The organism is Exiguobacterium sp. s43, assembly GCF_018617255.1.
GTDB lineage: Bacteria > Bacillota > Bacilli > Exiguobacteriales > Exiguobacteriaceae > Exiguobacterium > Exiguobacterium profundum.
In genome coordinates this window covers 1583714-1606314 of the sequence record NZ_JACSJT010000001.1, presented here as the reverse complement: position 1 = coordinate 1606314, position 22601 = coordinate 1583714, and the positions used below count along the sequence as shown (strand labels likewise).

Below are 22601 nucleotides of genomic sequence, written 5' to 3'. Positions count from 1 at the left end.
CCATCCCACCGCTCGGTTCCGGGCGGTGGGCTTGTGCTTATTCATGGAGGGAACTATGACAAAAGACAAACGACGGTTTGACCGTCAAGGGTCGGCGCAACGGCGTCGGCGTCAGGAGATGGAACGAGCACGCATCTTGGAACTATTTAAATCATTGGAAGAACGGTTGAACGTTCAATTTTCGAATCACGACTTGTTGATGCAGGCGTTCACACACTCATCTTATGTGAATGAGCAACGCGGGTTACGAAAAGACAATGAACGTTTAGAATTTTTAGGGGATGCTGTTTTAGAACTGACCGTATCTCGCTTCCTCTATGAGACTTATCCGGAGCGCTCCGAGGGGGAATTGACGAAATTACGAGCGGCGATCGTATGCGAACCGTCACTCGTGAATTTTGCGGAAGCTTATGCTTTCTCTGACTTCATCTTGCTTGGGAAAGGTGAAGAGTTGACCGGTGGACGAAAACGTCCGGCACTGCTTGCCGATGTGTTCGAATCCTATATCGGTGCTCTTTATTTGGACCAAGGAATTGAGGCCGTCGAACGATTCCTCGCCGAAGCGGTTTTTCCGAAAGTCTTAGCGGGAGTATTCGAAGAACAGACCGATTTCAAGAGCCAGTTACAGGAGAACGTCCAACGGGAAGGGCTCGGACCTGTATCGTATGAGATCATTGAGGAACGTGGGCCGGCGCATAGCCGGGAATTCGTCGCACATGCACGCCTCAGCGACGACATCGTCGGTGAAGGAGTTGGGCGTTCGAAAAAAGAAGCCGAGCAATTGGCTGCTAAAGAAGCGCTTATTGCCTTTAATCGGCGCTACGCAGATTTATAAACGAAAGGAGTGGACCGCTTGGGGGTCCACTCCTTTTTCATGTCAATTGACCGAGTTCTTCGACGATACCATCGACTTCCGACAAAGAGAGCGAAGAGCGTGTCATCACGTACTCGTAAATCTCTTTCACCGCTGACGGATCAGCCGCATTATATTCTTCCGCTTTGATTGCACCGCGGTTAATAATGTTCATTTTATCCAAAATGGCTTCAATCATCTGTTCATTCGTCATCTGTATTCCCCTTTCTACAGTTCTTTTTAGAATAGCATGATTCGGGCATTTTGACGAACTGTTAACTGTGGTAAAATATACAGATGAATGCTTACTGCGGATAGGATGGTCACGATGCACTTAAAACGAATCGAACTCGCTGGCTTTAAATCATTTGCCAAGCGAATTGAATTAGATTTCCGTCCCGGCGTCACGGCTGTAGTAGGGCCGAACGGGAGCGGGAAATCCAATATATCGGACGCTGTTCGCTGGGTACTCGGAGAACAGTCGGCCAAATCACTTCGTGGTGCCAAGATGGAAGATGTCATCTTTGCCGGAAGTGAAGGAGAGAATCACCGAAATGTCGCCGAGGTCACCCTCGTTCTCGATAATCGAGACGAACAGTTGCGTCTCCCATATGAAGAAGTGAGTGTGACCCGTCGCGTGACCCGAAGTGGGGACAGCGACTATTTTATGAATAAAAAACCATGTCGGTTAAAAGATGTGATTGATTTATTTATGGATACAGGTCTTTCACGAGATGCATTCGCCATCATCGGTCAAGGGCGGGTCGAACAAGTCATTTCTGGGAAACCGGAAGATCGACGTGCCGTCATCGAAGAGGCAGCCGGTGTATTGAAATATCGTCAGCGGAAAAAACAGGCTGAACGCAAGTTACAGGACACCGAATTAAACTTGTCCCGGGTCGATGACATTTTATTCGAGTTGGCGGACCGAGTCGAACCGCTCCGTGAACAAGCGGCGCTCGCTCGGGAGTACAAAGTCGCCAAAGCGAGACATGATGAACTCGAAACAGGAATCATGGGCGCAGAAATTCAGTTGCTCCAACAGGAGATTGAGCAAGTGTCCGCACGTCACGTGGAATCTGTTCAACAGTTATCTGACTGTGACCGTTCGTTACGTGACCTCACGGAGGAACGTAGCGGGCTCGAAGCGAAGCTCGCCGAGTTACGTGAAGAATTGACAGAGCTGAACCAAAAAGAACGGGAGCATTCGACTTATGTCGAGCGTTTGACGGGTGACATCAAGCTCGCAAAAGCACAAGAAGAACACGGTGCCGAGATGAAAGAACGACTCATCCGACAACGTGAAGAAGTACGTGCAGAGATGACCGAGCTTGAAGCGCGATTGAAGGTCGTTCATGAAGAACTTGACCAAAAAGGAAACACGTTGAAACAAACGACTGCGACGAGAGAGTCACTTCAACAACAGTTGAAAGCCGCCTCTCGTGATTTCAATGCTGAAATCGAAGCGTTACAAAGTGAGGCGTTCGAACTCGCGACAACGAAAGCGACAATCGGTAACCAACAAAAGCGGGAACAACGGGATATCGATGTCGCCGTCGAGTCGAAAGAGCGCCTTCTACGCGAGAACAAACATCGTCTCGATGATCGTTCCTCACAGGAAGCGACACTTTTGGCGACTCGAGAGCAGTATGAAGCGGTACAAAGTCGCTTTGAACAACTGAGTCAAAAAGAGACGCAACTTCGGGACGAAGAGACGGCAATTCGTGAAAAACGTACACGAGCCGAATCGTCTTTCTACGACCTCGAACGCCGCCGTCAGAAGACGGAAGACCGAATCGAGATGCTCGAACGGATGAAGCAATCGTATGAAGGCTATTTCCATGCGGTCAAGTTCGTCTTAAAAGACCGTTCATCAGGTGTCCTTGGTGCTGTCGCGGAACTGATCCGTGTCCGTCCTTCGTATGAAGCGGCCATCGAAACGGCACTTGGGCAGACACAGCAGCATGTGGTCGTACAAGATGAGACGGTGGGACGCCGTGAAATTGACAAATTACGAAAAGCCAACGCAGGACGAGCGACATTCTTGCCGATGACGACGATCAAACCGAGATTCGTGCCGAGTGAGGTGTTAGATCGACTCGACTCGATGAACGGATTTGTCGGTGTGGCGTCGGAACTCGTCGAAACAGATGCATCATACGAGACGTTGAAAAAGTCGTTGCTCGGTTCCGTGCTTGTGGCGGAGACACTTGAAGTCGCGAACCGTATCGCCCAATCGACGGGATATCGTTTCCGTGTCGTCACGTTAGAAGGGGATATCGTCAACGTTGGCGGATCGATGACGGGTGGTAGTCGCAAGCAGGGCGTGGCCCTGTTCACTCAGTCGCGCGAATTAGATGATTTGAAACATGGTCTCACTCAAGGCCTCGCCATGTTGCATGAGCAAAAAACACGTCTTCAAGAGTACACAGAACAGTTGGAGGACATTACGCAGCAGTTGTCTGAACTTCGGGATGAGAAACGTTCCGTTGAAACGAGCCTCCGTGAAGTCGAGTCGGCCTACCGTACTGCGGAACGTGCCTCCCTCGATGCCAAGTCACAACTGGAACTGTTCGATCATGAAATGATGCGCTATGAGCGGACGATCGAGACCTCGACTGCTGAATTAGAGCGATTGACGATTGAATTGGCCGACACGGACCGCGCCCAAGCTGACATTCGTTCACGTCTCGAATCGCTTCGGGCAGAGCAGGCGAAAAGTGCTGAGAGCACGGGTCAACTGGAATCGTTGCTGCGTCAAAACGAGCTCGATTTTCAGCGGCACACGCTCGAAGAAGAGCGGGTCCAATATGAATTGGACCGTCTGATGACCGACCAAAGTCGTTTGCAGGAACGTAGCGATCAGATGGAGCGTGAATTGACGCGGCTCGAGAGTGGAGAAGTCGTGTCATCTGCAGAACTCGAGGCGACGCTTGCTACTGCCAAACTGGATTTCAAAGAAATTCAAGAGCGGCTTCAAGGAGCGTCAACAACACTCAAGACGAACGAAGAGGCGTATCGGATCATACGTCAACGGGTCGATCAGGCAACGGAGGCAAGACGTCAAGCTGAAGCTGTCGTTCGAAAACTTGAAACGGCGAAACAAGAGTTCGAGCTGAAACGACAATGGAAGCTCGATGTGTTAGAAGAGAACGGACTCGTCGCAGAACTATTGCCGGCACTCGAAATCCCGTTAGAAGAGGCGAAAGAGGAGTTTAAGTTGCTCGTTCGTCAAATCGAAGAAATCGGACCGGTCAATCTAAATGCGATCGAAGAGTTTGATAGTGTCCACGAACGGTTCACGTTCCTGTCCGAACAGCGGGATGACCTCGTCAGTGCAAAAGAAGATTTATATGAGATCATCGCCGAGATGGACCGCGAAGTGACACGCCTCTTCAAAGAGACGTATACGAGCGTCCGGGCGCATTTCAAACAGACGTTCACCGAGCTTTTTGGTGGCGGGGAAGCGGATTTGAAATTGGTAGACGAATCGGATTTGTTGAACACAGGAATCGAAATCGTCGCCAAACCACCGGGTAAAAAGTTACAGACACTCAGTCTGTTATCTGGTGGAGAGCGTGCGCTGACGGCCATCGCTTTATTGTTTGCGATTTTGAAGACGCGTCCGGTACCGTTTTGTGTTCTCGATGAGGTCGAGGCGGCCCTTGACGAGGCGAACGTGCATCGTTTCGGAGAATACATTCGGACGTTGTCAATCGATACGCAGTTCGTCATCATCACGCACCGTAAAGGGACGATGGAAGCGGCGGATACACTATATGGCGTCACGATGCAACAGAACGGGGTATCCGAGGTATTATCGGTCGAACTGTCTGAAGCAAAACGTGTCGTTGAAATGGATGAAGAGATGGAGGAATCACGTTGAGCTTTTTCAAGAAATTAAAAGAGAAGTTGACGACATCTACCCAAGAGGTGTCACAAAAGTTTACAGAGGGGTTGACGAAGACGCGTGACGGCTTTGCAAGTGCCGTCAACGACCTCGTCTATCGCTTCCGCGAAGTGGATGAAGAGTTCTTCGATGAACTCGAAGATTTACTCATTCAAGCGGATGTCGGCGTCACGACGACGATGGATCTCGTCGAAGATTTGAAAGAAGAAGTGAAGCGACGTAATCTGAAGGACCCGGTCGCGGTGCGTGACGCACTCGTCGAAGTCGTGGCGAACCGCCTCCAAGAGGATGAATCGGACCGTGAACTGAATATGCAAGACGGACTCACGGTCATCTTGTTTGTCGGCGTCAATGGTGTCGGAAAGACGACGACCATCGGCAAGCTGGCGCACCAGTTGAAATCTGAAGGGCGTTCCGTCATGCTCGCGGCAGGGGATACGTTCCGTGCCGGCGCCATCGAGCAACTTCAAGTATGGGGAGAACGTGTCGGGGTTCCCGTCATTCGTCAAACGGAAGGGTCTGACCCGGCTGCCGTCGTCTTTGACGCCGTTCAAGCCGCCAAGTCTCGTCACATGGACGTCTTGATTTGTGATACGGCGGGACGTCTCCAAAATAAGGTCAATCTAATGAAAGAACTTGAAAAAGTAAAACGAGTCATTGAGCGGGAAGTTCCGAACGGACCGCACGAAGTGTTACTCGCCCTCGATGCGACGACGGGTCAAAACGCCATGGTTCAAGCGAAAGCGTTCAAAGAAGCGACGAACGTGAGCGGAATCGTCTTAACGAAGCTCGATGGGACGGCCAAAGGCGGAATCGTCCTAGCGATTCGGAACGAACTCGATATCCCGGTCAAGTATGTCGGGCTTGGAGAGAAGATTGACGATTTACAGGAGTTTGATCCAGAACAGTTCGTCCTTGGACTGTTCGGCGATGTTTTTGAGGACAAGACACAGGATGCCTCGATGGAAAAAGAGGACACAAACGAGGACCTCGCCTAAGTTTTGCTGTTAAGAAAAAAACTTGACAAGTAGTAGGCACGGCTGTACTATAGGTAGTTGTAAAGGGATTTCACTTAACATGTGGAGGTGAAAGGTTTGACGCTCGAAAAAACGAATCGCATGAACTATCTCATCGATTTCTATCAAGCGCTCCTCACACCGAAACAGCGCAACTATATGTCTCTTTATTACCTAGATGACTACTCGCTCGGAGAGATTGCGGAAGAGTTTGAAGTCAGCCGTCAAGCGGTCTACGATAACATAAAGCGCACAGAAACGATGCTTGAACAGTACGAGGAAAAGCTAGCCCTATTCGAAAAGTTCGAACAGCGCCAGCAACTTCTTCAGACCCTCAAACGTCAAGTCGAGCTCACCGATGACGTGAGCGCCACGATTTCTGCGCTTGAGAATTTAGAGTAGGGGGCTGAAGCATGGCATTTGAAGGATTATCAGAACGATTGCAATCGACACTTTCAAAAATGCGCGGTAAAGGGAAAATTTCGGAGGCCGATGTCAAAGAGATGATGCGTGAGGTTCGCCTCGCCCTCCTCGAAGCCGACGTCAACTTTAAAGTCGTCAAGCAATTCGTCAATGACGTGAAGGAACGCGCGGTTGGTCAGGATGTCATGAAATCATTGACGCCAGGTCAACAAGTCGTCAAAATCGTTCACGAAGAGTTGTCGAACTTGATGGGAAGCGATGTCGTCCCGATCTCATTCAGTCAGAAACCACCGACAGTCGTCATGATGGTCGGTCTGCAAGGGGCAGGGAAAACGACAACGACCGGGAAGCTAGCGAACTTGATTCGCAAAAAGCATAACCGAAGTCCACTTCTCGTCGCGGCGGACATCTACCGTCCTGCAGCAATCAAGCAGCTCGAGACACTCGGAAAACAACTCGATTTACCAGTCTTCTCACTTGGTGATCAAGTGAAGCCGGAAGAGATTGTGACGAAGGCACTCGAGTACGCAAAAACAAATCATCACGATTTCGTGTTGATCGATACGGCCGGTCGCCTTCATATCGATGAGACGCTTATGGGCGAGCTCGAAAATGTGAAGACGATTGCCAAACCAAATGAGATCTTCCTCGTCGTCGATTCGATGACGGGTCAAGATGCGGTCAATGTGGCCGACAGTTTCAATGAGAAACTCGGAATCACCGGGGTCGTGCTCACAAAGCTCGACGGAGATACACGAGGTGGGGCAGCCCTTTCGATTAAGGCAGTCACGGGAGCGCCGATTAAATTCGTCGGTCTCGGAGAAAAGTTGGATGCCCTCGAACCATTCCACCCGGAACGCATGGCGTCACGGATCCTCGGAATGGGGGACGTGCTCTCGCTCATTGAAAAAGCCGAGACACAGATGGACCAAGACGCAGCGAAGGAGCTTGAAAGCAAAATTCGTGACGCGTCATTCACGTTCGATGATTTCATTGAACAGTTGGCCCAAGTGAAAAACATGGGACCAATTGATGAATTACTTTCGATGTTACCTGGTGCAGGTAAGATGAAAGGGTTGAAGAACGTCCAAATCGACGAGAAACAACTCGATCACGTCGAAGCGATCATTCGCTCGATGACGAAACATGAGCGCGCCAATCCGGAAGTGCTCAACGCGAGTCGTCGTAAGCGGATCGCAAAAGGGAGCGGTCGCTCGATTCAAGAAGTGAACCGTCTCATCAAACAGTTCGATGACATGAAGAAGATGATGAAACAAATGTCAGGACAAATGAAAGGGAAGAAAAAAGGTCTCGGCCTTCCATTCTTCTAACAAAATCTTTTGTCAGTCGAACGAAAAAGCTGTATACTATAAAAGTTGTCAATTCTTAAACACATGATGGAGGTATATTACCATGGCAGTTAAAATTCGTCTTAAGCGCATGGGCGCAAAAAAATCACCTTTCTACCGTATCGTTGTAGCAGACTCACGTTCACCACGTGACGGTCGCTTCATCGAGCAAGTTGGTCACTACAACCCGGTTGCAAAACCAGAAGCAGAAGTTCGCATCAACGAAGAACTCGCTCTCAAATGGTTGGCAGACGGCGCGAAGCCATCTGACACAGTACGCAACTTGTTCTCTAAAGCAGGGATCATGGAGAAATTCCACAACGCGAAAAACGCGAAGTAATGATGTGGCCGACCTTTTCTGAGGTCGGCCTATTTTGTTGAGGAGGAAAAAAGATGGACTGGTTATATGTAGGGAAAATCGCCAATACGCACGGCCTGAAAGGGGAAGTGAAGATTTTGGCGGCGACAGACTTTCCAGAAGAGCGATTTAAAAAAGGAAACACGTTGTTTCTTGATGTCGACGGAACGAAACAGGAAATGACGATCACGACGTATCGTCCTCATAAGCAGTTTCACCTCGTCACATTCAAAGGGTTTGACAATATCAACCTCATTGAAAAATATAAAGGGCTGAAACTATATGTCCACGCCGAACACGTCCACGACTTGGACGAACACGAATTTTATTATCATGAAATCATCGGCTGTGAGGCTGTCGTGGATGGGGAAGTCATTGGTGTCGTCGACGACATCTTTGAAACGAATGGAGCGAACGACGTATGGGTCATCAAACGACCAGGAAAGTCGGACGCGCTCATCCCTTATATCGAATCGGTCGTCCAAGAGATTGATGTCGATGCGAAGCGTGTCGTCATCACGCCGATCCCTGGAATGATTGACGATGAAGATTGATGTATTGACGTTGTTCCCGGAGATGTTTCATGCGCTCGATCACTCCATCGTCGGTCGAGCGAAGGCGCTCGGACAGGTGGAGATGTCGTTCCTCAATTTTCGGGACTTTTCAACGAACAAGCATCATAAAGTCGATGATTATCCGTACGGCGGTGGAGCGGGCATGTTGCTCACGCCGCAGCCGATCTTTGATGCATTTCATTCCCTTGAGGCGAAGAGCCCAAGGGTCATTCTCACGACGCCTACCGGAAAACCGTTCAATCAACGAATGGCCGAAGAATGGGCCAAGGAGGAACATCTGGTCTTTCTGTGTGGACATTATGAAGGGTTCGACCAACGGATCCATGATGAACTGGCGACCGACGAGGTGTCGATCGGTGATTTCGTTTTGACAGGTGGAGAGCTCGCGACGATGGTCATGATTGATGCGACCGTAAGGCTCATTCCGGATGTACTTGGCGATCAGGCGAGCCATGAAGATGACTCGTTCTCGACTGGTCTCTTGGAATACCCTCACTATACACGACCGGCTGATTTTCGTGGATTGACCGTGCCGGAAGTGCTCTTGTCGGGAAATCACGCCCGGATCGAGGCATGGCGCCGAGAGCAATCGCTCGAACGCACGTATCGACGACGTCCGGATTTGCTCGAACATGTCGAGTTGACGGATGTCGATAAAAAGTTTCTGCAATCGTTGCGCGATTGAGAAATATATGCTATGTTTGAGCATGTGGGTTAAACCCATCGATTACCGATGTTCCGCTATTGGATGCTTGGGCATATGAAGATATGAACATTGAAGAAAAAGGAGATATGATTCATGAACACACAAAAACTGTTCCGTGAAATCACAGAAGAACAATTCAAATCGGACGTACCTGCTTTCCGTCCTGGTGACACAGTACGTGTCCACGTTAAAGTTGTAGAGGGAACGCGTGAGCGTATCCAGATCTTCGAAGGTGTTGTAATCAAGCGTAAAGGTGGCGGCATCAGCGAAACATTCACAGTCCGTAAGATTTCTTACGGCGTAGGTGTTGAGCGTGCATTCCCGCTTCACTCACCACGCGTTGCACAAATCGAAGTCGTACGCTACGGTAAAGTTCGCCGTGCGAAACTTTACTACCTCCGTAACCTTCGCGGTAAAGCAGCACGTATTAAAGAAATCCGTCGTTAAGATGGGAATTAAGCTTGTCGCTTGCGACAAGCTTCTTTTTTTCTAGTACAATAAGTTCAAATGGATAGAGGAGTGAGTGAAGTTGAAAGAAGTGTTTAGTTGGCTAAAAGCCATCGTGGTCGCTCTTGTCATCGCGTTCGTCATCCGGACGTTCATCTTCGTTCCTGTCATCGTTGAAGGAGAGTCGATGATGCCGACACTCCACAATGCGGATCGAATGATCGTCAGTAAAATTTCGAACTATGTTGGGGAGCTAGACCGAGGTGATATCGTCGTATTCCATGCGACTGAATCAAAAGACTATATTAAACGTGTCATCGCCATCCCAGGCGACACGCTCGAATATCGAGATGATGTGCTTTATATTAATGGTGAAGCGGTAGAAGAGCCGTATTTAGACGAGTTTCGTGCCCAGATGAACGGGTTCCCGTTGACCGAGAACTTCACACTCGAACAAGTGACGGGTGAGTCGGTCGTTCCAGAGGAATCATACTTCGTCATGGGAGACAATCGTCAAAACTCGAAAGACAGCCGTGAGATCGGATTTGTGTCGAAAGAGGAGATTGTCGGCAAGACGAACTTCATCTTCTGGCCACTCGATGATGTTGGCACGGTAGAAGATTAAGGTGGTGCTTTTTTGGCAATTCAATGGTTTCCTGGCCACATGGCCAAAGCAAGAAGACAAGTAACTGAAAAATTAAAGCTAATCGATGTCGTCATCGAACTCGTAGATGCACGCGTGCCTCAGTCGAGTCGCAACCCGATGGTCGATGAGATTACAGCGGGAAAACCCCGTCTCATCGTCTTGAACAAAGCAGACATGGCCGACCCCGTCGTGACGGAGGCGTGGTTACGTGCCTTGAAACGCGAAGAAGTCGAGGTTGTCGCTGTCGACGCGAAACATAGCAAAGGCTTGAAACAGCTCATCACGGGTGCTCAGAAGTTGATGAAAGAAAAGCATGACCGGATGCGTGAGAAGGGGCGGAACCCCGGACCGATCCGTGCGCTCATCATCGGAATCCCGAACGTCGGGAAGTCGACGCTCATCAACCGTCTCGCCGGACGAAACATCGCCATCACGGGCGATCGTCCTGGTGTGACGAAGCGTCAACAGTGGATCAAGATGAAAGGCGGCGAGATGGAGCTGTTGGACACGCCGGGGATTCTCTGGCCGAAATTTGAGGACCAACTTGTCGGATATCGTCTAGCCGCGACCGGCGCTATCAAAGACGAGATTCTCAACTTGGATGATATCGCCTTGTATACGGTTCGCGAGTTGCATGCTCGTTATCCTGAACAATTAAAGGAACGATTCAAACTTGAAACGTTACCCGAGGACAGCGTTGAGCTCCTTGAGTTGATCGGGAAAAAGCGTGGTCTCATCAGTGGCGGTTACGTCGATTTCGAAAAAGCGAGCGAACTACTTTTGAATGAACTACGACATGAAAAAATCGGACGGATCTCGCTTGAGACACCGGCTGATCACGAAATGGCGTAAAGCCCTGTGCACACAGGGCTTTTTTGAATAGGAGGAAGACCGTGACGATTCAACAGATTAAACAACAACTAGAGGACATCCGATATGAAGAATGGGTACAAATCTTCCCGACCTTGTCACGAGACCCTCGAGCGGGCGTGCAAACGTTGCTTCGGCAAAAACAGCGTCAATTCGAGCGAGAATGGGCGTTACAGGTCGATTTCGAACGTCGCATGACGTATGAACATGAATGGAAGGCGCGAGGCTTCACTCGAATTGTCGGAGTCGATGAGGTCGGACGGGGACCGCTCGCGGGACCGGTCGTGGCTGCTGCAGTTTTGTTACCGGATGGGTTCTATCTCGCGGGATTGAATGATTCGAAAAAAATGTCCAAAACGGCGAGGGATGCAGCATACGCACACATCATCGAGGTCGCGGAGGTCGGTGTCGGCATCGTCGAGCCGAAGACGATTGATGTCATCAATATATACGAATCGACGAAACTAGCGATGACAGAGGCGATTCATCAAGTCGGAGAAGTAGACGCCCTATTGATTGACGCCATGAAACTCGAGCTCGACATCCCTCAACAGTCATTGATTAAAGGGGACACGCTCAGTGTGTCGATAGCCGCGGCAAGTGTCGTCGCTAAGGTGGTAAGGGACCGGATGATGGAAGAATATGATTTGACGTATCCTGGATACGGATTTGCGAAAAACGCAGGATATGGAACAGAGGCTCATTTAGAAGGGTTAAGACGCCTTGGGGTGACTCCGATTCATCGCCGTACGTTCGCCCCCATCAAGCATATGTGAAAGGAGTGGTCGCGTTGCGGATCGATCATCAAGGGGTGATGCCGTTCAAAGTGACGGAACAGACGTCACGCCCGCTATTACTAGGGAACACAGTCGTCGGAAAGGTATTGCAGCTCTTACCTGGCAACGAGGCGGTTATGCAACTACCCCAAGGGATTTTCCGGGTCGGTGTCAATGCGAACGTGAAAGAGAACGTCACGTATAAGCTGGTCGTCACGGACGTTGAACCGAAGCTCGTCTTGAAGGTCGTCACGCAAGCGACAGAATCGCTCATGGCGGCCAAGTCGCCTCTGCAGGCGTTAGGAGAACAGCTCGGACGCCTGATGCGAGAACCGATGCTGACGCCGGACTCCGTGAAGGCGGCCGGCAAAACCGCGTTAGAAAGCGGCGCAGGTCAGGATGTAAAAGCGCTCGTCGGGGAACTGTTCAAAGCGAAAGGTGAGCCGAAGTTCGAGCAGTTCGTGCGTGCGCAGGAAGCGTTCAACGCGAGCCAAAGCCCACCGTTCGTCGCTCAAGCATTTCACATACCGCAATTGGGTCCGTTTGAAAACGTTCAACTTCGTCTAGAGGCCCCGAAACGAGAGACGATGGACTCGGATCATGCGCGGATCGTCTTGTTTCTTGAAACGCCGCGATATGGTGAGACCGGGATTGATGTGTTGATTCAAAAGCGTTACGTGTCCGTACGTGTATTCAATGAGCAACACGATTTGGCTCCATACGTCCGTACATACGAACCACTTTTGAAAGAAGGTTTAAAAAAGGTGTCATTCGAACTGTCTTCATTTTCGTATGAAGCGAAGCGTGAACACGTTCCGGCAACGTTTGCGCCGCTCGGAAAGGTGGACCTCCAAATATGAAAGACCAGAAGAAAGCGATGGCGCTCTCCTATGAGCAGTCGATGGATGCGCCCCATGTCGTAGCAAAAGGAACGGGTATCGTGGCCGAGCGGATGCTTGAAGTTGCTTTAGCGAACGGCATTCCTATCCATGAAGACCCAGCGCTCCTCTCGTTACTGTCGGCCTTGAACATTGAAGAGCAGATTCCAGAGGACGTCTATCAAGTCATTGCGGAACTTTTTGTGTTTCTTTATCAGATGGAACAGGATAAAATTTGATTTGTCTAGGGATATATGTGAAAAAAAGATGAAAACTTAAAGCAAGAACGATAGACAGCGCTTTCAGTTTTTCGTTACAATAGACGTGCCGATATTAAAGGGGACTAAGGGGGAAAACATATGAATATCCATGAGTATCAGGCGAAAGAATTGTTAAGAGAGTTTGGGGTAGCCGTTCCGACGGGTTATCCGGCCTTTACTGTTGAAGAAGCTGTTGCAGCTGCTGCGAAGCTTGAAGGTGAAGTGAAGGTAGTAAAAGCTCAAATCCACGCAGGTGGCCGCGGTAAAGCGGGTGGTGTTAAACTTGCGAAGACAGATGAAGAAGTGAAGCAATATGCTTCAGAGATTCTCGGGAAAACGCTCGTGACACACCAAACAGGTCCGGAAGGAAAAGTTGTCCAGCGTCTCTATATCGAAGAAGGTTCTGCGATTGACCAAGAATTTTACTTAGGACTCGTGCTTGACCGTTCGATCGGCCGAATTGTCATCATGGGTTCATCTGAAGGTGGAATGGACATCGAAGAAGTCGCTGAACATACACCAGAGAAGATTCATAAAGAGATCGTCGACCCGGTCGTTGGCTTACGTCCATTCCAGGCGCGTCGTCTCGCATTCAAAATGGAAGTCCCGACGAAACTTGTCAATAAGTTCAGTGACATGGTCATGAAGCTGTATAAAGTGTACGTCGAGACAGATTGCACAATCGCGGAAATCAACCCGCTCGTCACGACGAAAGACGGTAACGTCATTGCGCTCGATGCGAAGTTGAACTTCGATAGCAACGCGCTCTATCGTCACTCGGACGTCCTTGCTCTTCGTGATACGACGGAAGAAGACCCACGTGAAGTAGAAGCGTCAAAACACGACCTCAGCTACATCGCACTCGACGGAAACATCGGTTGTCTCGTCAACGGTGCCGGTCTTGCGATGGCAACGATGGATATCATCAAACATTACGGCGCTGAACCCGCTAACTTCCTCGATGTAGGTGGCGGTGCGACGAAAGAAAAAGTAACAGAAGCATTCAAGTTGATTTTGTCTGATGACCAGGTCAAAGGGATCTTCGTTAACATTTTCGGTGGGATCATGAAATGTGACATCATCGCAGAGGGGATTGTCGCTGCGACGAAAGAAATCGGACTCGACTTACCACTCGTCGTTCGCTTAGAAGGAACGAACGTTGATGCCGGGAAGCGCATTCTCGATGAATCTGGACTTGCGATCACGACGGCCAGCTCGATGGCTGACGGTGCAGAAAAAATCGCAGCACTTGTTCGATAAGGGGGAAACGACATGAGTATTTGGGCGGATAAAGATACGAAAGTAATCATTCAAGGGATTACAGGGAAGCAAGGTCTGTTCCACGGTGAACAGATGCTCGCATATAACACGAAATTAGTCGGTGGTGTCACACCTGGTAAAGGTGGCACGACGGTCCTCGACAACGTTCCAGTCTTCAACACCGTCTCTGAAGCGGTCGAAGCAACTGGTGCCAATGCATCGATCATCTATGTTCCACCTGCTTTCGCAGCGGATTCAATCATGGAAGCGGCAGACAGCGGTATCGAGCTTATCATCTGTATCACAGAAGGAATCCCAGTTGTGGACATGATTCAAGTGAAGCGCTATCTCGAGGACAAACCGGCTCGTTTAATCGGACCGAACTGTCCTGGTATCATCACACCTGGAGAAGCGAAACTTGGCATCATGCCTGGCTACATTCATACGAAAGGGCACGTCGGAATCGTATCACGTTCTGGGACGCTCACGTATGAGGCGGTTCATCAGTTGACGACAGCAGGTATCGGACAATCGACAGCTGTTGGAATCGGGGGAGACCCGGTCAACGGAACGAACTTCATCGATACGCTTAAAGCGTTCAACGAAGATGAGGACACGAAAGCGGTCATCATGATCGGGGAAATCGGTGGAACGGCTGAAGAAGAGGCAGCTGAATGGGTAAAAGCCAACATGACGAAACCAGTCATCGGTTTCATCGGCGGCCAGACGGCTCCTGAAGGCAAGCGCATGGGACATGCGGGCGCAATCATCTCAGGTGGTAAAGGGACGGCTGCTGAGAAGATCAAGACATTGAACGCGAATGGAATCGAAGTCGCTGAAACACCAGCGGTTATCGGTGAAACGTTGATTCGTGTCTTGAAACAGCAAGGATTATACGAAGCATGTGTCACGGGTCAACCGACGACATGAGAATCTTGAGGGATGCTTGCATCCCTCATTTTTTTAAAGGAGAGTTTGTGATGAATCAAACAATAGCTCGGTTTGCTGCAGCACGAATGCCAGTTGAGTTTGTGCATCATTATTTAAACGGGACACTCGGAGCACATCGCACACAATTTTCTGAACATGTCTGGAGACGGGCTGAACGAGCCTGGCACGCATCGGAGTCGTATAAACATTTCGTCACATGGGAAGACGACTTGTTTCCGAAACGGTTACTCGACATCCCCAACCCACCATATTGCTTGTTTTATCATGGAGATTTAGAGGTACTACAAGAAAGAACGACTGCGATGGTCGGAAGTCGTGAGTTGAATCGTATCAGTCAATCGCTCGTGAATCACTATCACTCTTTAATAGAAGAAACTGTATCTGTTTCAGGTGGCGCCCTCGGAATCGACGGGCTCGTCCACGCCCATGCCCTTCGCGCTCGTCGACCGACCGTGGCGGTACTGGGAGCTGGACTGAACCGGCTCTATCCGGAGGCGAACCGAGACATGCTTTTACAGATTCCACAAGAGGGAGTCTTACTTAGTGAATATGTACCAAACACGCCGATTCAAAAATTTCAATTTTTGGAAAGAAATCGTTTGGTCAGTGGTCTTGGCGATGCGTTGGTCGTTATACAGGCGAGACGAAAGAGTGGGACGATGAATACGGTCGGACATGCTCTAGAGCAAGGGAAAACGGTATTTGCGGTGCCAGGTTCACCCCTTGATCCACTCGCGGAGGGACCGAACCGGTTGATTGAAGAAGGTGCGATTCCATTGACGAATTCCGATCAAATTATTCGAGATCTCAAGATTGTACGTTGACAAACCAGTGAGAACATGAATATTATGGTAGGGATTTAAATGACCTCTAAAAGGGGAGCAGATGTATGGCAAAATATCTGGTGATCGTCGAATCACCTGCGAAAGCAAAAACAATTAAACGTTATTTAGGTCCGAATTATATGGTCAAAGCTTCGATGGGGCACGTGATTGACTTGCCTAAAAGTCAACTCGGTGTAGACGTCGAACACGACTTTGAACCGAAGTATATTACCATCCGTGGTAAAGGACCGGTATTGAAAGAATTGAAGACAGCAGCGAAAAAAGCGACAAAAATCTTTCTCGCGGCCGACCCCGATAGAGAAGGGGAAGCGATTGCTTGGCATTTAGCACGCGCACTCGGTGTCGATGAAACGACAGAATGTCGTGTCGTTTTTAACGAAATCACGAAAGATGCGATTAAAGAATCGTTTAAACATCCACGTAAGATCAATCACGATCTCGTCGATGCACAACAAGCCCGACGTATTTTAGATCGTCTTGTCGGATACGGGATGAGCCCATTATTATGGAAGAAAGTCAAAAAAGGATTGTCTGCAGGGCGAGTTCAATCGGTAGCCGTGAAGATGATTATCGACCGTGAGCGCGAAATTAACGCGTTCGACCCGGAAGAGTATTGGACGATTAAACTTGATTTAAATCATGATGGGGAAACGTTCGAGACTTCATTTTACGGAAAAGATGGGAAGAAGATGGAATTGAAGTCTGAAGAAGACGCGCAATCTGTCCTTGATACCATCGATGATACGTTTAAAGTCATTGATGTAACGAAGAAAGAACGGAAGCGGAACGCTTCGCTACCGTTCACTACAAGTTCATTGCAGCAGGATGCTGCCCGTAAATTGAATTTCCGTGCGAAGAAGACAATGATGCTCGCGCAGCAATTATATGAAGGAATCGATCTCGGTAAAAAAGAGGGTACAGTCGGTTTGATTACGTATATGCGTACCGACTCGACACGTATCTCTGATTTGGCGAAGACGGAGGCGAAGGAATATATCGAATCGACATTCGGTGAAGAGTATGTCGCCTCACAGAAACAAAAAGAAAAGAAATCAGCGAATGCCCAAGACGCGCACGAAGCGATTCGTCCGACTTCAGCATTGCGCGACCCAGCTTCCTTGAAGCCATATCTGTCACGTGACCAGTTGCGACTGTATAAGTTGATTTGGGAACGATTGATTGCGAGCCAAATGGCGCCAGCTGTTCTTGATACGGTCAAAATCGACGTCGAGTCGAACGGGATGATTTTCCGTGCGAACGGGTCGACAGTCAAATTCCCTGGTTTCATGAAAGTGTATATCGAGTCGAAAGACGATGACATTGAGGACACGAACCAAGAGAAGGAAGGATTATTGCCACCTCTCGAAGTGGATGATACCGTGACGTTTGAAACGATTGAGCCGAAACAACACTTCACACAACCGCCACCTCGTTATACAGAGGCGCGACTCGTTCGAGCGATGGAAGAACTCGGGATTGGTCGTCCGTCGACGTACGCGCCGACACTCGACACGATCCAACGACGCGGTTATGTCGTTCTCGAAGAGAAAAAGTTTTTACCGACTGAACTTGGAGAACTCGTCATCGAGATGATTGATGAGTATTTCAACGACTTCATCACGGTCCAGTTCACGGCCGACATGGAGACCCTTCTTGATTCGATCGAGCATAAGGAAGTCGAGTGGACGGAAGTCGTCGCTCCGATTTATCGTTCTTTCGAGAAACGATTGAAGCGTGCTGAAGAAGAAATCGAGAAAATCGAAGTGAAAGATGAACCTGCCGGAATCGATTGTGAAGTCTGTGGGTCACCAATGGTCATCAAGATGGGACGCTACGGCAAGTTCATGGCGTGCTCGAACTTCCCGAACTGTACGAACACGAAACCGGTACAAGTCGAAATCGGTGTCCCGTGTCCGAACTGTAAGGATGGACAAATCGTAGAACGTCGTAGTAAAAAAGGTCGTCTCTTCTATGGTTGCTCGAACTATCCGGAATGTGAATTCGTCTCATGGGATAAACCGGTTGCGAAACCGTGTCCAGTATGCGACAGTTTGATGGTCGAGAAAAAAATTAAAGACGGCGTGAAATATCAATGTACGAACTGTACCCACACCGAGGTACATCAGCAAGAGGAGGATTAATGTTGCAACAACGTGTAACTGTAATCGGAGCTGGATTGGCCGGCTCCGAAGCGGCTTGGCAACTCGCTAAGCGCGGTATTCAAGTAGATTTGTATGAAATGAGACCGGTTCGTCAAACACCGGCGCACCACACGGATCAATTTGCAGAACTCGTCTGTTCGAACTCGCTACGTGCGAACGGTCTTCAAAATGCCGTAGGTGTCTTGAAAGAAGAAATGCGTACGCTTGACTCGCTCATCTTAAAGGCGGCGGACACGGCAAGTGTACCTGCTGGGGGTGCCCTTGCCGTCGATCGTCATGAGTTTGCCGGATTCATCACCGAGAAGCTAAAGAACCACGAGAATGTCACAGTGCACAACGAAGAGCTCAAAGAGATTCCTGAAGGGATCGTCATCGTGGCGACTGGCCCTTTGACCTCCCCTGACCTCTCTGCATCACTCAAGGCGTTCACAGGAGAAGATTATCTCTACTTCTATGACGCGGCAGCACCAATTCTAGATGGTGATACGATTGATCGGGATAAAGTCTATTTGAAGTCGCGTTACGACAAAGGTGAAGCCGCTTACTTGAACTGTCCGATGACAGAAGAAGAGTTTGACGTGTTTTACGAAGAGCTGATCAAGGCAGAAGTCGTTCCGCTAAAAGAGTTTGAAAAAGAGATTTACTTTGAAGGATGCATGCCGTTTGAAGTCATGGCCGAGCGTGGGAAAAAGACGCTTCTTTTCGGACCGATGAAGCCGGTCGGATTAGAAGACCCGAAGACAGGAAAACGTCCATATGCCGTCGTTCAGCTTCGTCAAGACAACTCGGCGGGCACACTGTATAACTTGGTAGGCTTCCAAACACATTTGAAGTGGGGCGAACAGAAGCGCATCATCCGTCTCATCCCGGGACTCGAGAATGCGGACATCGTCCGTTACGGTGTCATGCACCGTAACACGTTCATCAACTCACCGAGCTTACTCAAGCCGACGTATCAGGCGCGTACACGTGACACGCTCTTCTTCGCCGGTCAGATGACAGGGGTAGAAGGATATGTGGAGTCGGCAGCGTCCGGGCTTCTAGCTGGGATCAATGCGGCGAAGATGATCGCAGGTGAAGAACTCGTCGTTCTCCCGCGTGAGACGATGCTTGGTTCGATGGCGCATTATATCACGACAGCCGACGGGAAGCACTTCCAACCGATGAATGCAAACTTCGGATTGGTGCCATCACTAGAAGACGCTCCGAAAAAGATGAAGAAACAAGAACGGTACGAGCGTTACGCGAACCGTGCGTTAGAAACGATACAACAGTATAAAGATCTTTGAACAGGAGAGCCATTTTTTGGCTCTTTTGTTTTGAAGTAAAATTTCAATTGTGTATTTTGTTTCATACTTTGAAAATTTTCAGATTATTGAACGGCTATCTATTGTCACCTTACATTCTGTATGCTATGCTAATTTCGATTTGACGAGAACATGCGTTTTTACGAGTCATCGAGGAGGCGATAAAATGGGATTTTTAGAGGATCGACAATCCTTTTTACGCTACTGCCAAATTGAACGTCGACTGTCTCCTCATACGAAACGCTCTTACGAGCAAACGCTCGACCAGTACGCCGCATATTGCCAATCGACGCATCAAGATCCCTACGATGCTCAGACGGCGCGGCGTTATTTATATGTCCTTTATGAGAAACAATTGGCCGCGTCTACGGTGTCCCAAAAAGTATCTTGTTTCAAGCAATTCGGGAAGTTTATGGCAAGAGAACAAGGTGGAGAACCGTTGTTCCACGACCTGACCTCACCGAAAAAGAGACAGTCCTTGCCGACCTTTGCCGTCCCGACGGAAGTCGAGCAACTGTTGGAGGCTGCCTCGAGGCAGGAAGATCCTTTTTTACAGGCGAGGGACGTCGCCATCGTAGAAGTGCTCTATGGGACGGGAATCCGCGTCGCAGAACTGTGTGGGATGAACCTTTCCTCGTTCGATGAGGTTTTATCCTTTGTCCATGTGATGGGAAAAGGGAAGAAAGAACGATATGTCCCGATCGGACAATATGCCGTACATGCTTTGCAGCGTTATATCGAATTACGCAAAGGTGTCGGGCTCCCGACAGAAACCGCATTATTTTTGAGTCAAAAAGGGAATCGGATGACAACAGACCAAATCCGCTATGTCATGAAACGTTTGAGAAAAGACAGTGGGGTACATAAACCACTTACCCCGCACTCGTTGCGACACAGCTTTGCGACGGACTTGTTAGAACGGGGAGCGGACTTGCGTGCCGTCCAAGAGTTGCTTGGGCATGAGTCCTTGTCGACGACCGGGCGGTATACCCATGTATCGACCGAACGACTTCGGTCGATTTATCAAGCGACACATCCAAGAAAGTAGGAGGTTACGATATGTTTCATGCAACAACGATTTTTGCAGTTCGACACAATGGCCAATGTGCGATGAGTGGAGATGGCCAAGTCACATTCGGGAATGCCGTCATCATGAAAAACAAGGCGAAGAAAGTCAGACGCCTTTATGGCGGGAAAGTCGTTGCCGGTTTTGCAGGTAGCGTAGCCGATGCTTTCACATTGTTTGAAAAGTTTGAATCGAAACTTGAAATGTATAACGGTAACTTGCCGCGAGCAGCGGTAGAACTTGCGAAAGAATGGCGTGGGGATAAGATGTTGCGTCAACTCGAGGCACTATTGATTGTGATGGATGCCGATCATCTTTTGCTCGTCTCTGGGAATGGAGAAGTGATTGAGCCGGACGATGGAATTCTTGCAATCGGATCCGGTGGGAACTATGCCTTAGCGGCAGGTCGCGCACTCGTACGCCATTCTGCTGAAAAGTCTGCTGAAGAAATCGCGCGTGCCGCTCTTGAAATCGCTGGTGAGCTTTGCGTGTATACAAATGATCAAGTCATTGTAGAAACGATTGGAGGCGCTGCTGAATGAACCGAGAGTTGACACCTAGACAAATCGTAACGGAGTTAGACCGTTTTGTAATCGGACAAAAGGATGCCAAGCGAGCAGTTTCGATTGCTCTACGAAATCGCTATCGACGTCAAAAGTTAAGTGCAGACCTTCGCGATGAGGTTACACCAAAAAATATTTTGATGATCGGACCGACCGGGGTCGGAAAGACCGAAATTGCTCGACGGTTAGCTAAGCTTGTCGGTGCACCGTTTGTGAAGGTAGAAGCAACGAAATTTACGGAAGTTGGTTACGTCGGTCGTGACGTTGAATCGATGGTACGTGATCTCGTTGAGGCATCGGTTCGTCTTGTCAAAGAAGAGAAAAAAGAAGATGTGAAGGAGCCAGCGGAACGTGCGGCGACGGAACGCCTTTTAGATGCGCTACAAGGAAAAGCAAAAGCGACACCTACTGCATCGAATCCGTTCGAAGCGTTGTTCGGCGGACAGACACAACAGCCAGAAACCACGTCGGACACATCCAATAATGACCGTTCGCAACTTCGACGCTTGCTCGAACTCGGTGAACTCGAAGAACGCGTGATTGAAGTGGAATTAGAAGAAAAGCAGACGATGGATTTGTTTCAGGGTCAAGGGATGGAAGGTTTGTCGAATCTTCAGGATATGCTCGGTCAAATCGTTCCAAAGAAACGGAAACAACGTAAGCTGACGGTTCGTGAAGCAAGACCGCTTCTCATTGCTGAAGAAGCAGAGAACTTGCTGGACTTGAACGAAGTCCACGATGAAGCCGTGCGGCGCAGTGAACAGATGGGTATCATCTTCGTGGATGAAATCGATAAGATCGCCACAAAATCACAAGATCACGCCGGAGTATCCCGTGAAGGGGTGCAGCGTGACATTCTTCCGATTGTAGAAGGATCTACGGTCGTCACGAAGTATGGACCGGTTAAAACGGATCATGTTCTTTTCATCGCGGCCGGTGCATTCCATATGGCTAAGCCGTCTGACCTGATTCCAGAGCTACAAGGACGCTTCCCAATTCGTGTTGAATTGAGCAGCTTGACGGAAGAAGACTTCGTCAAGATTTTGACGGAACCGTCACAGGCACTCATTAAACAATATACGGCCTTGTTAGAATCTGAAGAAATCACGGTCCGTTTCACGCATGAGGCCATTGAAGAAATTGCGAAAATTGCGACACATGTCAATCGTGAGACCGATGACATCGGTGCACGTCGCCTCTATACTATAATGGAGCGCGTTTTAGAAGATTTATCATTTGAAGCGGCAGATATGCCACAAACAACCGTAGAAATCACACCAGCTTACGTACAAGCAAAAGTCGGTTCCATCGCCGACGATCGTGATTTGAGCCAATATATATTATAAGATTCTGTATGCACATACAGGGAGGAAATAGAGA

Annotated in this window: 23 protein-coding genes; 22 read left to right on the top strand and 1 reads right to left on the bottom strand. The window is 49.2% G+C overall.

The genetic code is table 11. The features are described 5' to 3' along the window. Positions 1-118 precede the first annotated feature (118 nt). The gene (gene rnc / locus KNO79_RS08250) at positions 119-835 is read left to right on the top strand and encodes a ribonuclease III (RefSeq protein WP_214691279.1); all 717 of its coding nucleotides are present in this window, start codon (positions 119-121) and stop codon (positions 833-835) included. Positions 836-872: 37 nt separating this feature from the next. On the opposite strand, the gene KNO79_RS08245 is transcribed toward rnc, so the two are convergent. After that, positions 873-1067 (bottom strand): DUF1128 family protein, encoded by a 195-nt coding sequence (locus KNO79_RS08245; RefSeq protein ID WP_015881361.1) that lies wholly within the window; start codon positions 1065-1067, stop codon positions 873-875. A 114-nt stretch (positions 1068-1181) separates the two neighbouring features. On the opposite strand from KNO79_RS08245, the gene smc reads away from it, so the two are divergent. The 21 genes from smc to hslU all read left to right on the top strand — a co-directional run bounded on the left by smc (position 1182) and on the right by hslU (position 22567). Next, positions 1182-4739 (top strand): chromosome segregation protein SMC, encoded by a 3558-nt coding sequence (gene smc, locus KNO79_RS08240; protein WP_214691061.1) that lies wholly within the window; start codon positions 1182-1184, stop codon positions 4737-4739. Continuing rightward, positions 4736-5761 carry a signal recognition particle-docking protein FtsY gene (gene ftsY / locus KNO79_RS08235; protein WP_214691060.1) on the top strand — a complete coding sequence of 342 codons (1026 nt, stop codon included), beginning with the start codon at positions 4736-4738 and terminating at the stop codon, positions 5759-5761. The genes smc and ftsY overlap by 4 nt, the downstream gene beginning before the upstream one ends. 96 nt (positions 5762-5857) lie before the next feature. Further along, positions 5858-6181, top strand: coding sequence for a putative DNA-binding protein (locus KNO79_RS08230; protein ID WP_015881364.1), 324 nt, complete (start codon positions 5858-5860; stop codon positions 6179-6181). Positions 6182-6192: 11 nt separating this feature from the next. Then, positions 6193-7533, top strand: coding sequence for a signal recognition particle protein (gene ffh / locus KNO79_RS08225; RefSeq protein ID WP_159562079.1), 1341 nt, complete (start codon positions 6193-6195; stop codon positions 7531-7533). A gap of 82 nt (positions 7534-7615) precedes the next feature. Then, complete coding sequence (gene rpsP, locus KNO79_RS08220) at positions 7616-7891, top strand: 30S ribosomal protein S16 (protein ID WP_015881366.1); 276 nt, start codon at positions 7616-7618, stop codon at positions 7889-7891. A 53-nt stretch (positions 7892-7944) separates the two neighbouring features. Continuing rightward, positions 7945-8463 (top strand): ribosome maturation factor RimM, encoded by a 519-nt coding sequence (gene rimM, locus KNO79_RS08215; RefSeq protein WP_015881367.1) that lies wholly within the window; start codon positions 7945-7947, stop codon positions 8461-8463. Further along, complete coding sequence (gene trmD, locus KNO79_RS08210; RefSeq protein WP_074037266.1) at positions 8453-9169, top strand: tRNA (guanosine(37)-N1)-methyltransferase TrmD; 717 nt, start codon at positions 8453-8455, stop codon at positions 9167-9169. Before rimM ends, trmD begins: the two co-directional genes overlap by 11 nt. Positions 9170-9283: 114 nt before the next feature. Beyond that, on the top strand, positions 9284-9637 hold the full coding sequence (rplS, locus tag KNO79_RS08205) for a 50S ribosomal protein L19 (protein ID WP_015881369.1): 354 nt from the start codon (positions 9284-9286) through the stop codon (positions 9635-9637). A gap of 82 nt (positions 9638-9719) precedes the next feature. Further along, positions 9720-10262: a signal peptidase I gene (lepB, locus tag KNO79_RS08200; protein ID WP_015881370.1), complete on the top strand. Its 543-nt coding sequence runs from the start codon at positions 9720-9722 to the stop codon at positions 10260-10262. A 12-nt stretch (positions 10263-10274) separates the two neighbouring features. Continuing rightward, positions 10275-11135 (top strand): ribosome biogenesis GTPase YlqF, encoded by an 861-nt coding sequence (gene ylqF / locus KNO79_RS08195; RefSeq protein ID WP_159562082.1) that lies wholly within the window; start codon positions 10275-10277, stop codon positions 11133-11135. 41 nt (positions 11136-11176) lie between these two features. Continuing rightward, a complete protein-coding gene (locus tag KNO79_RS08190) occupies positions 11177-11929 on the top strand; it encodes a ribonuclease HII (protein WP_214691059.1) in 753 nt (250 codons plus the stop codon). Between the two features lie 14 nt (positions 11930-11943). Then, complete coding sequence (locus tag KNO79_RS08185) at positions 11944-12789, top strand: hypothetical protein (protein ID WP_214691058.1); 846 nt, start codon at positions 11944-11946, stop codon at positions 12787-12789. After that, on the top strand, positions 12786-13046 hold the full coding sequence (locus tag KNO79_RS08180; RefSeq protein ID WP_074037264.1) for an EscU/YscU/HrcU family type III secretion system export apparatus switch protein: 261 nt from the start codon (positions 12786-12788) through the stop codon (positions 13044-13046). The genes KNO79_RS08185 and KNO79_RS08180 overlap by 4 nt, the downstream gene beginning before the upstream one ends. 120 nt (positions 13047-13166) lie before the next feature. Continuing rightward, entirely contained in the window at positions 13167-14327 is a 1161-nt protein-coding gene (gene sucC / locus KNO79_RS08175; protein WP_159562085.1) for an ADP-forming succinate--CoA ligase subunit beta, read from the top strand. Positions 14328-14339: 12 nt separating this feature from the next. Further along, complete coding sequence (gene sucD / locus KNO79_RS08170; protein ID WP_015881376.1) at positions 14340-15257, top strand: succinate--CoA ligase subunit alpha; 918 nt, start codon at positions 14340-14342, stop codon at positions 15255-15257. A 50-nt stretch (positions 15258-15307) separates the two neighbouring features. Beyond that, on the top strand, positions 15308-16102 hold the full coding sequence (dprA, locus tag KNO79_RS08165) for a DNA-processing protein DprA (RefSeq protein ID WP_074037261.1): 795 nt from the start codon (positions 15308-15310) through the stop codon (positions 16100-16102). A 65-nt stretch (positions 16103-16167) separates the two neighbouring features. After that, positions 16168-18264, top strand: a complete 2097-nt coding sequence (gene topA / locus KNO79_RS08160) for a type I DNA topoisomerase (protein WP_078146694.1) — start codon at positions 16168-16170, stop codon at positions 18262-18264. Continuing rightward, positions 18264-19574, top strand: a complete 1311-nt coding sequence (trmFO, locus tag KNO79_RS08155) for an FADH(2)-oxidizing methylenetetrahydrofolate--tRNA-(uracil(54)-C(5))-methyltransferase TrmFO (RefSeq protein ID WP_015881379.1) — start codon at positions 18264-18266, stop codon at positions 19572-19574. Before topA ends, trmFO begins: the two co-directional genes overlap by 1 nt. 184 nt (positions 19575-19758) lie before the next feature. Beyond that, positions 19759-20640: a tyrosine-type recombinase/integrase gene (locus KNO79_RS08150; protein WP_078146696.1), complete on the top strand. Its 882-nt coding sequence runs from the start codon at positions 19759-19761 to the stop codon at positions 20638-20640. Positions 20641-20651: 11 nt separating this feature from the next. After that, positions 20652-21200 (top strand): ATP-dependent protease subunit HslV, encoded by a 549-nt coding sequence (gene hslV / locus KNO79_RS08145; RefSeq protein WP_078146697.1) that lies wholly within the window; start codon positions 20652-20654, stop codon positions 21198-21200. Then, positions 21197-22567 (top strand): ATP-dependent protease ATPase subunit HslU, encoded by a 1371-nt coding sequence (hslU, locus tag KNO79_RS08140; protein WP_074037255.1) that lies wholly within the window; start codon positions 21197-21199, stop codon positions 22565-22567. The genes hslV and hslU overlap by 4 nt, the downstream gene beginning before the upstream one ends. Positions 22568-22601 lie beyond the last annotated feature (34 nt).

Bases quoted from the DNA above. Each gene is read 5' to 3' on its own strand.
- rnc (WP_214691279.1), top strand. From the start codon at position 119: ATGGAACGAGCACGCATCTTGGAACTATTTAAATCATTGGAAGAACGG.
- KNO79_RS08245 (WP_015881361.1), bottom strand. From the start codon at position 1,067: ATGACGAATGAACAGATGATTGAAGCCATTTTGGATAAAATGAACATT.
- smc (WP_214691061.1), top strand. From the start codon at position 1,182: ATGCACTTAAAACGAATCGAACTCGCTGGCTTTAAATCATTTGCCAAG.
- ffh (WP_159562079.1), top strand. From the start codon at position 6,193: ATGGCATTTGAAGGATTATCAGAACGATTGCAATCGACACTTTCAAAA.
- rpsP (WP_015881366.1), top strand. From the start codon at position 7,616: ATGGCAGTTAAAATTCGTCTTAAGCGCATGGGCGCAAAAAAATCACCT.
- rimM (WP_015881367.1), top strand. From the start codon at position 7,945: ATGGACTGGTTATATGTAGGGAAAATCGCCAATACGCACGGCCTGAAA.
- trmD (WP_074037266.1), top strand. From the start codon at position 8,453: ATGAAGATTGATGTATTGACGTTGTTCCCGGAGATGTTTCATGCGCTC.
- rplS (WP_015881369.1), top strand. From the start codon at position 9,284: ATGAACACACAAAAACTGTTCCGTGAAATCACAGAAGAACAATTCAAA.
- KNO79_RS08180 (WP_074037264.1), top strand. From the start codon at position 12,786: ATGAAAGACCAGAAGAAAGCGATGGCGCTCTCCTATGAGCAGTCGATG.
- sucC (WP_159562085.1), top strand. From the start codon at position 13,167: ATGAATATCCATGAGTATCAGGCGAAAGAATTGTTAAGAGAGTTTGGG.
- sucD (WP_015881376.1), top strand. From the start codon at position 14,340: ATGAGTATTTGGGCGGATAAAGATACGAAAGTAATCATTCAAGGGATT.
- dprA (WP_074037261.1), top strand. From the start codon at position 15,308: ATGAATCAAACAATAGCTCGGTTTGCTGCAGCACGAATGCCAGTTGAG.
- topA (WP_078146694.1), top strand. From the start codon at position 16,168: ATGGCAAAATATCTGGTGATCGTCGAATCACCTGCGAAAGCAAAAACA.
- trmFO (WP_015881379.1), top strand. From the start codon at position 18,264: ATGTTGCAACAACGTGTAACTGTAATCGGAGCTGGATTGGCCGGCTCC.
- KNO79_RS08150 (WP_078146696.1), top strand. From the start codon at position 19,759: ATGGGATTTTTAGAGGATCGACAATCCTTTTTACGCTACTGCCAAATT.
- hslV (WP_078146697.1), top strand. From the start codon at position 20,652: ATGTTTCATGCAACAACGATTTTTGCAGTTCGACACAATGGCCAATGT.
- hslU (WP_074037255.1), top strand. From the start codon at position 21,197: ATGAACCGAGAGTTGACACCTAGACAAATCGTAACGGAGTTAGACCGT.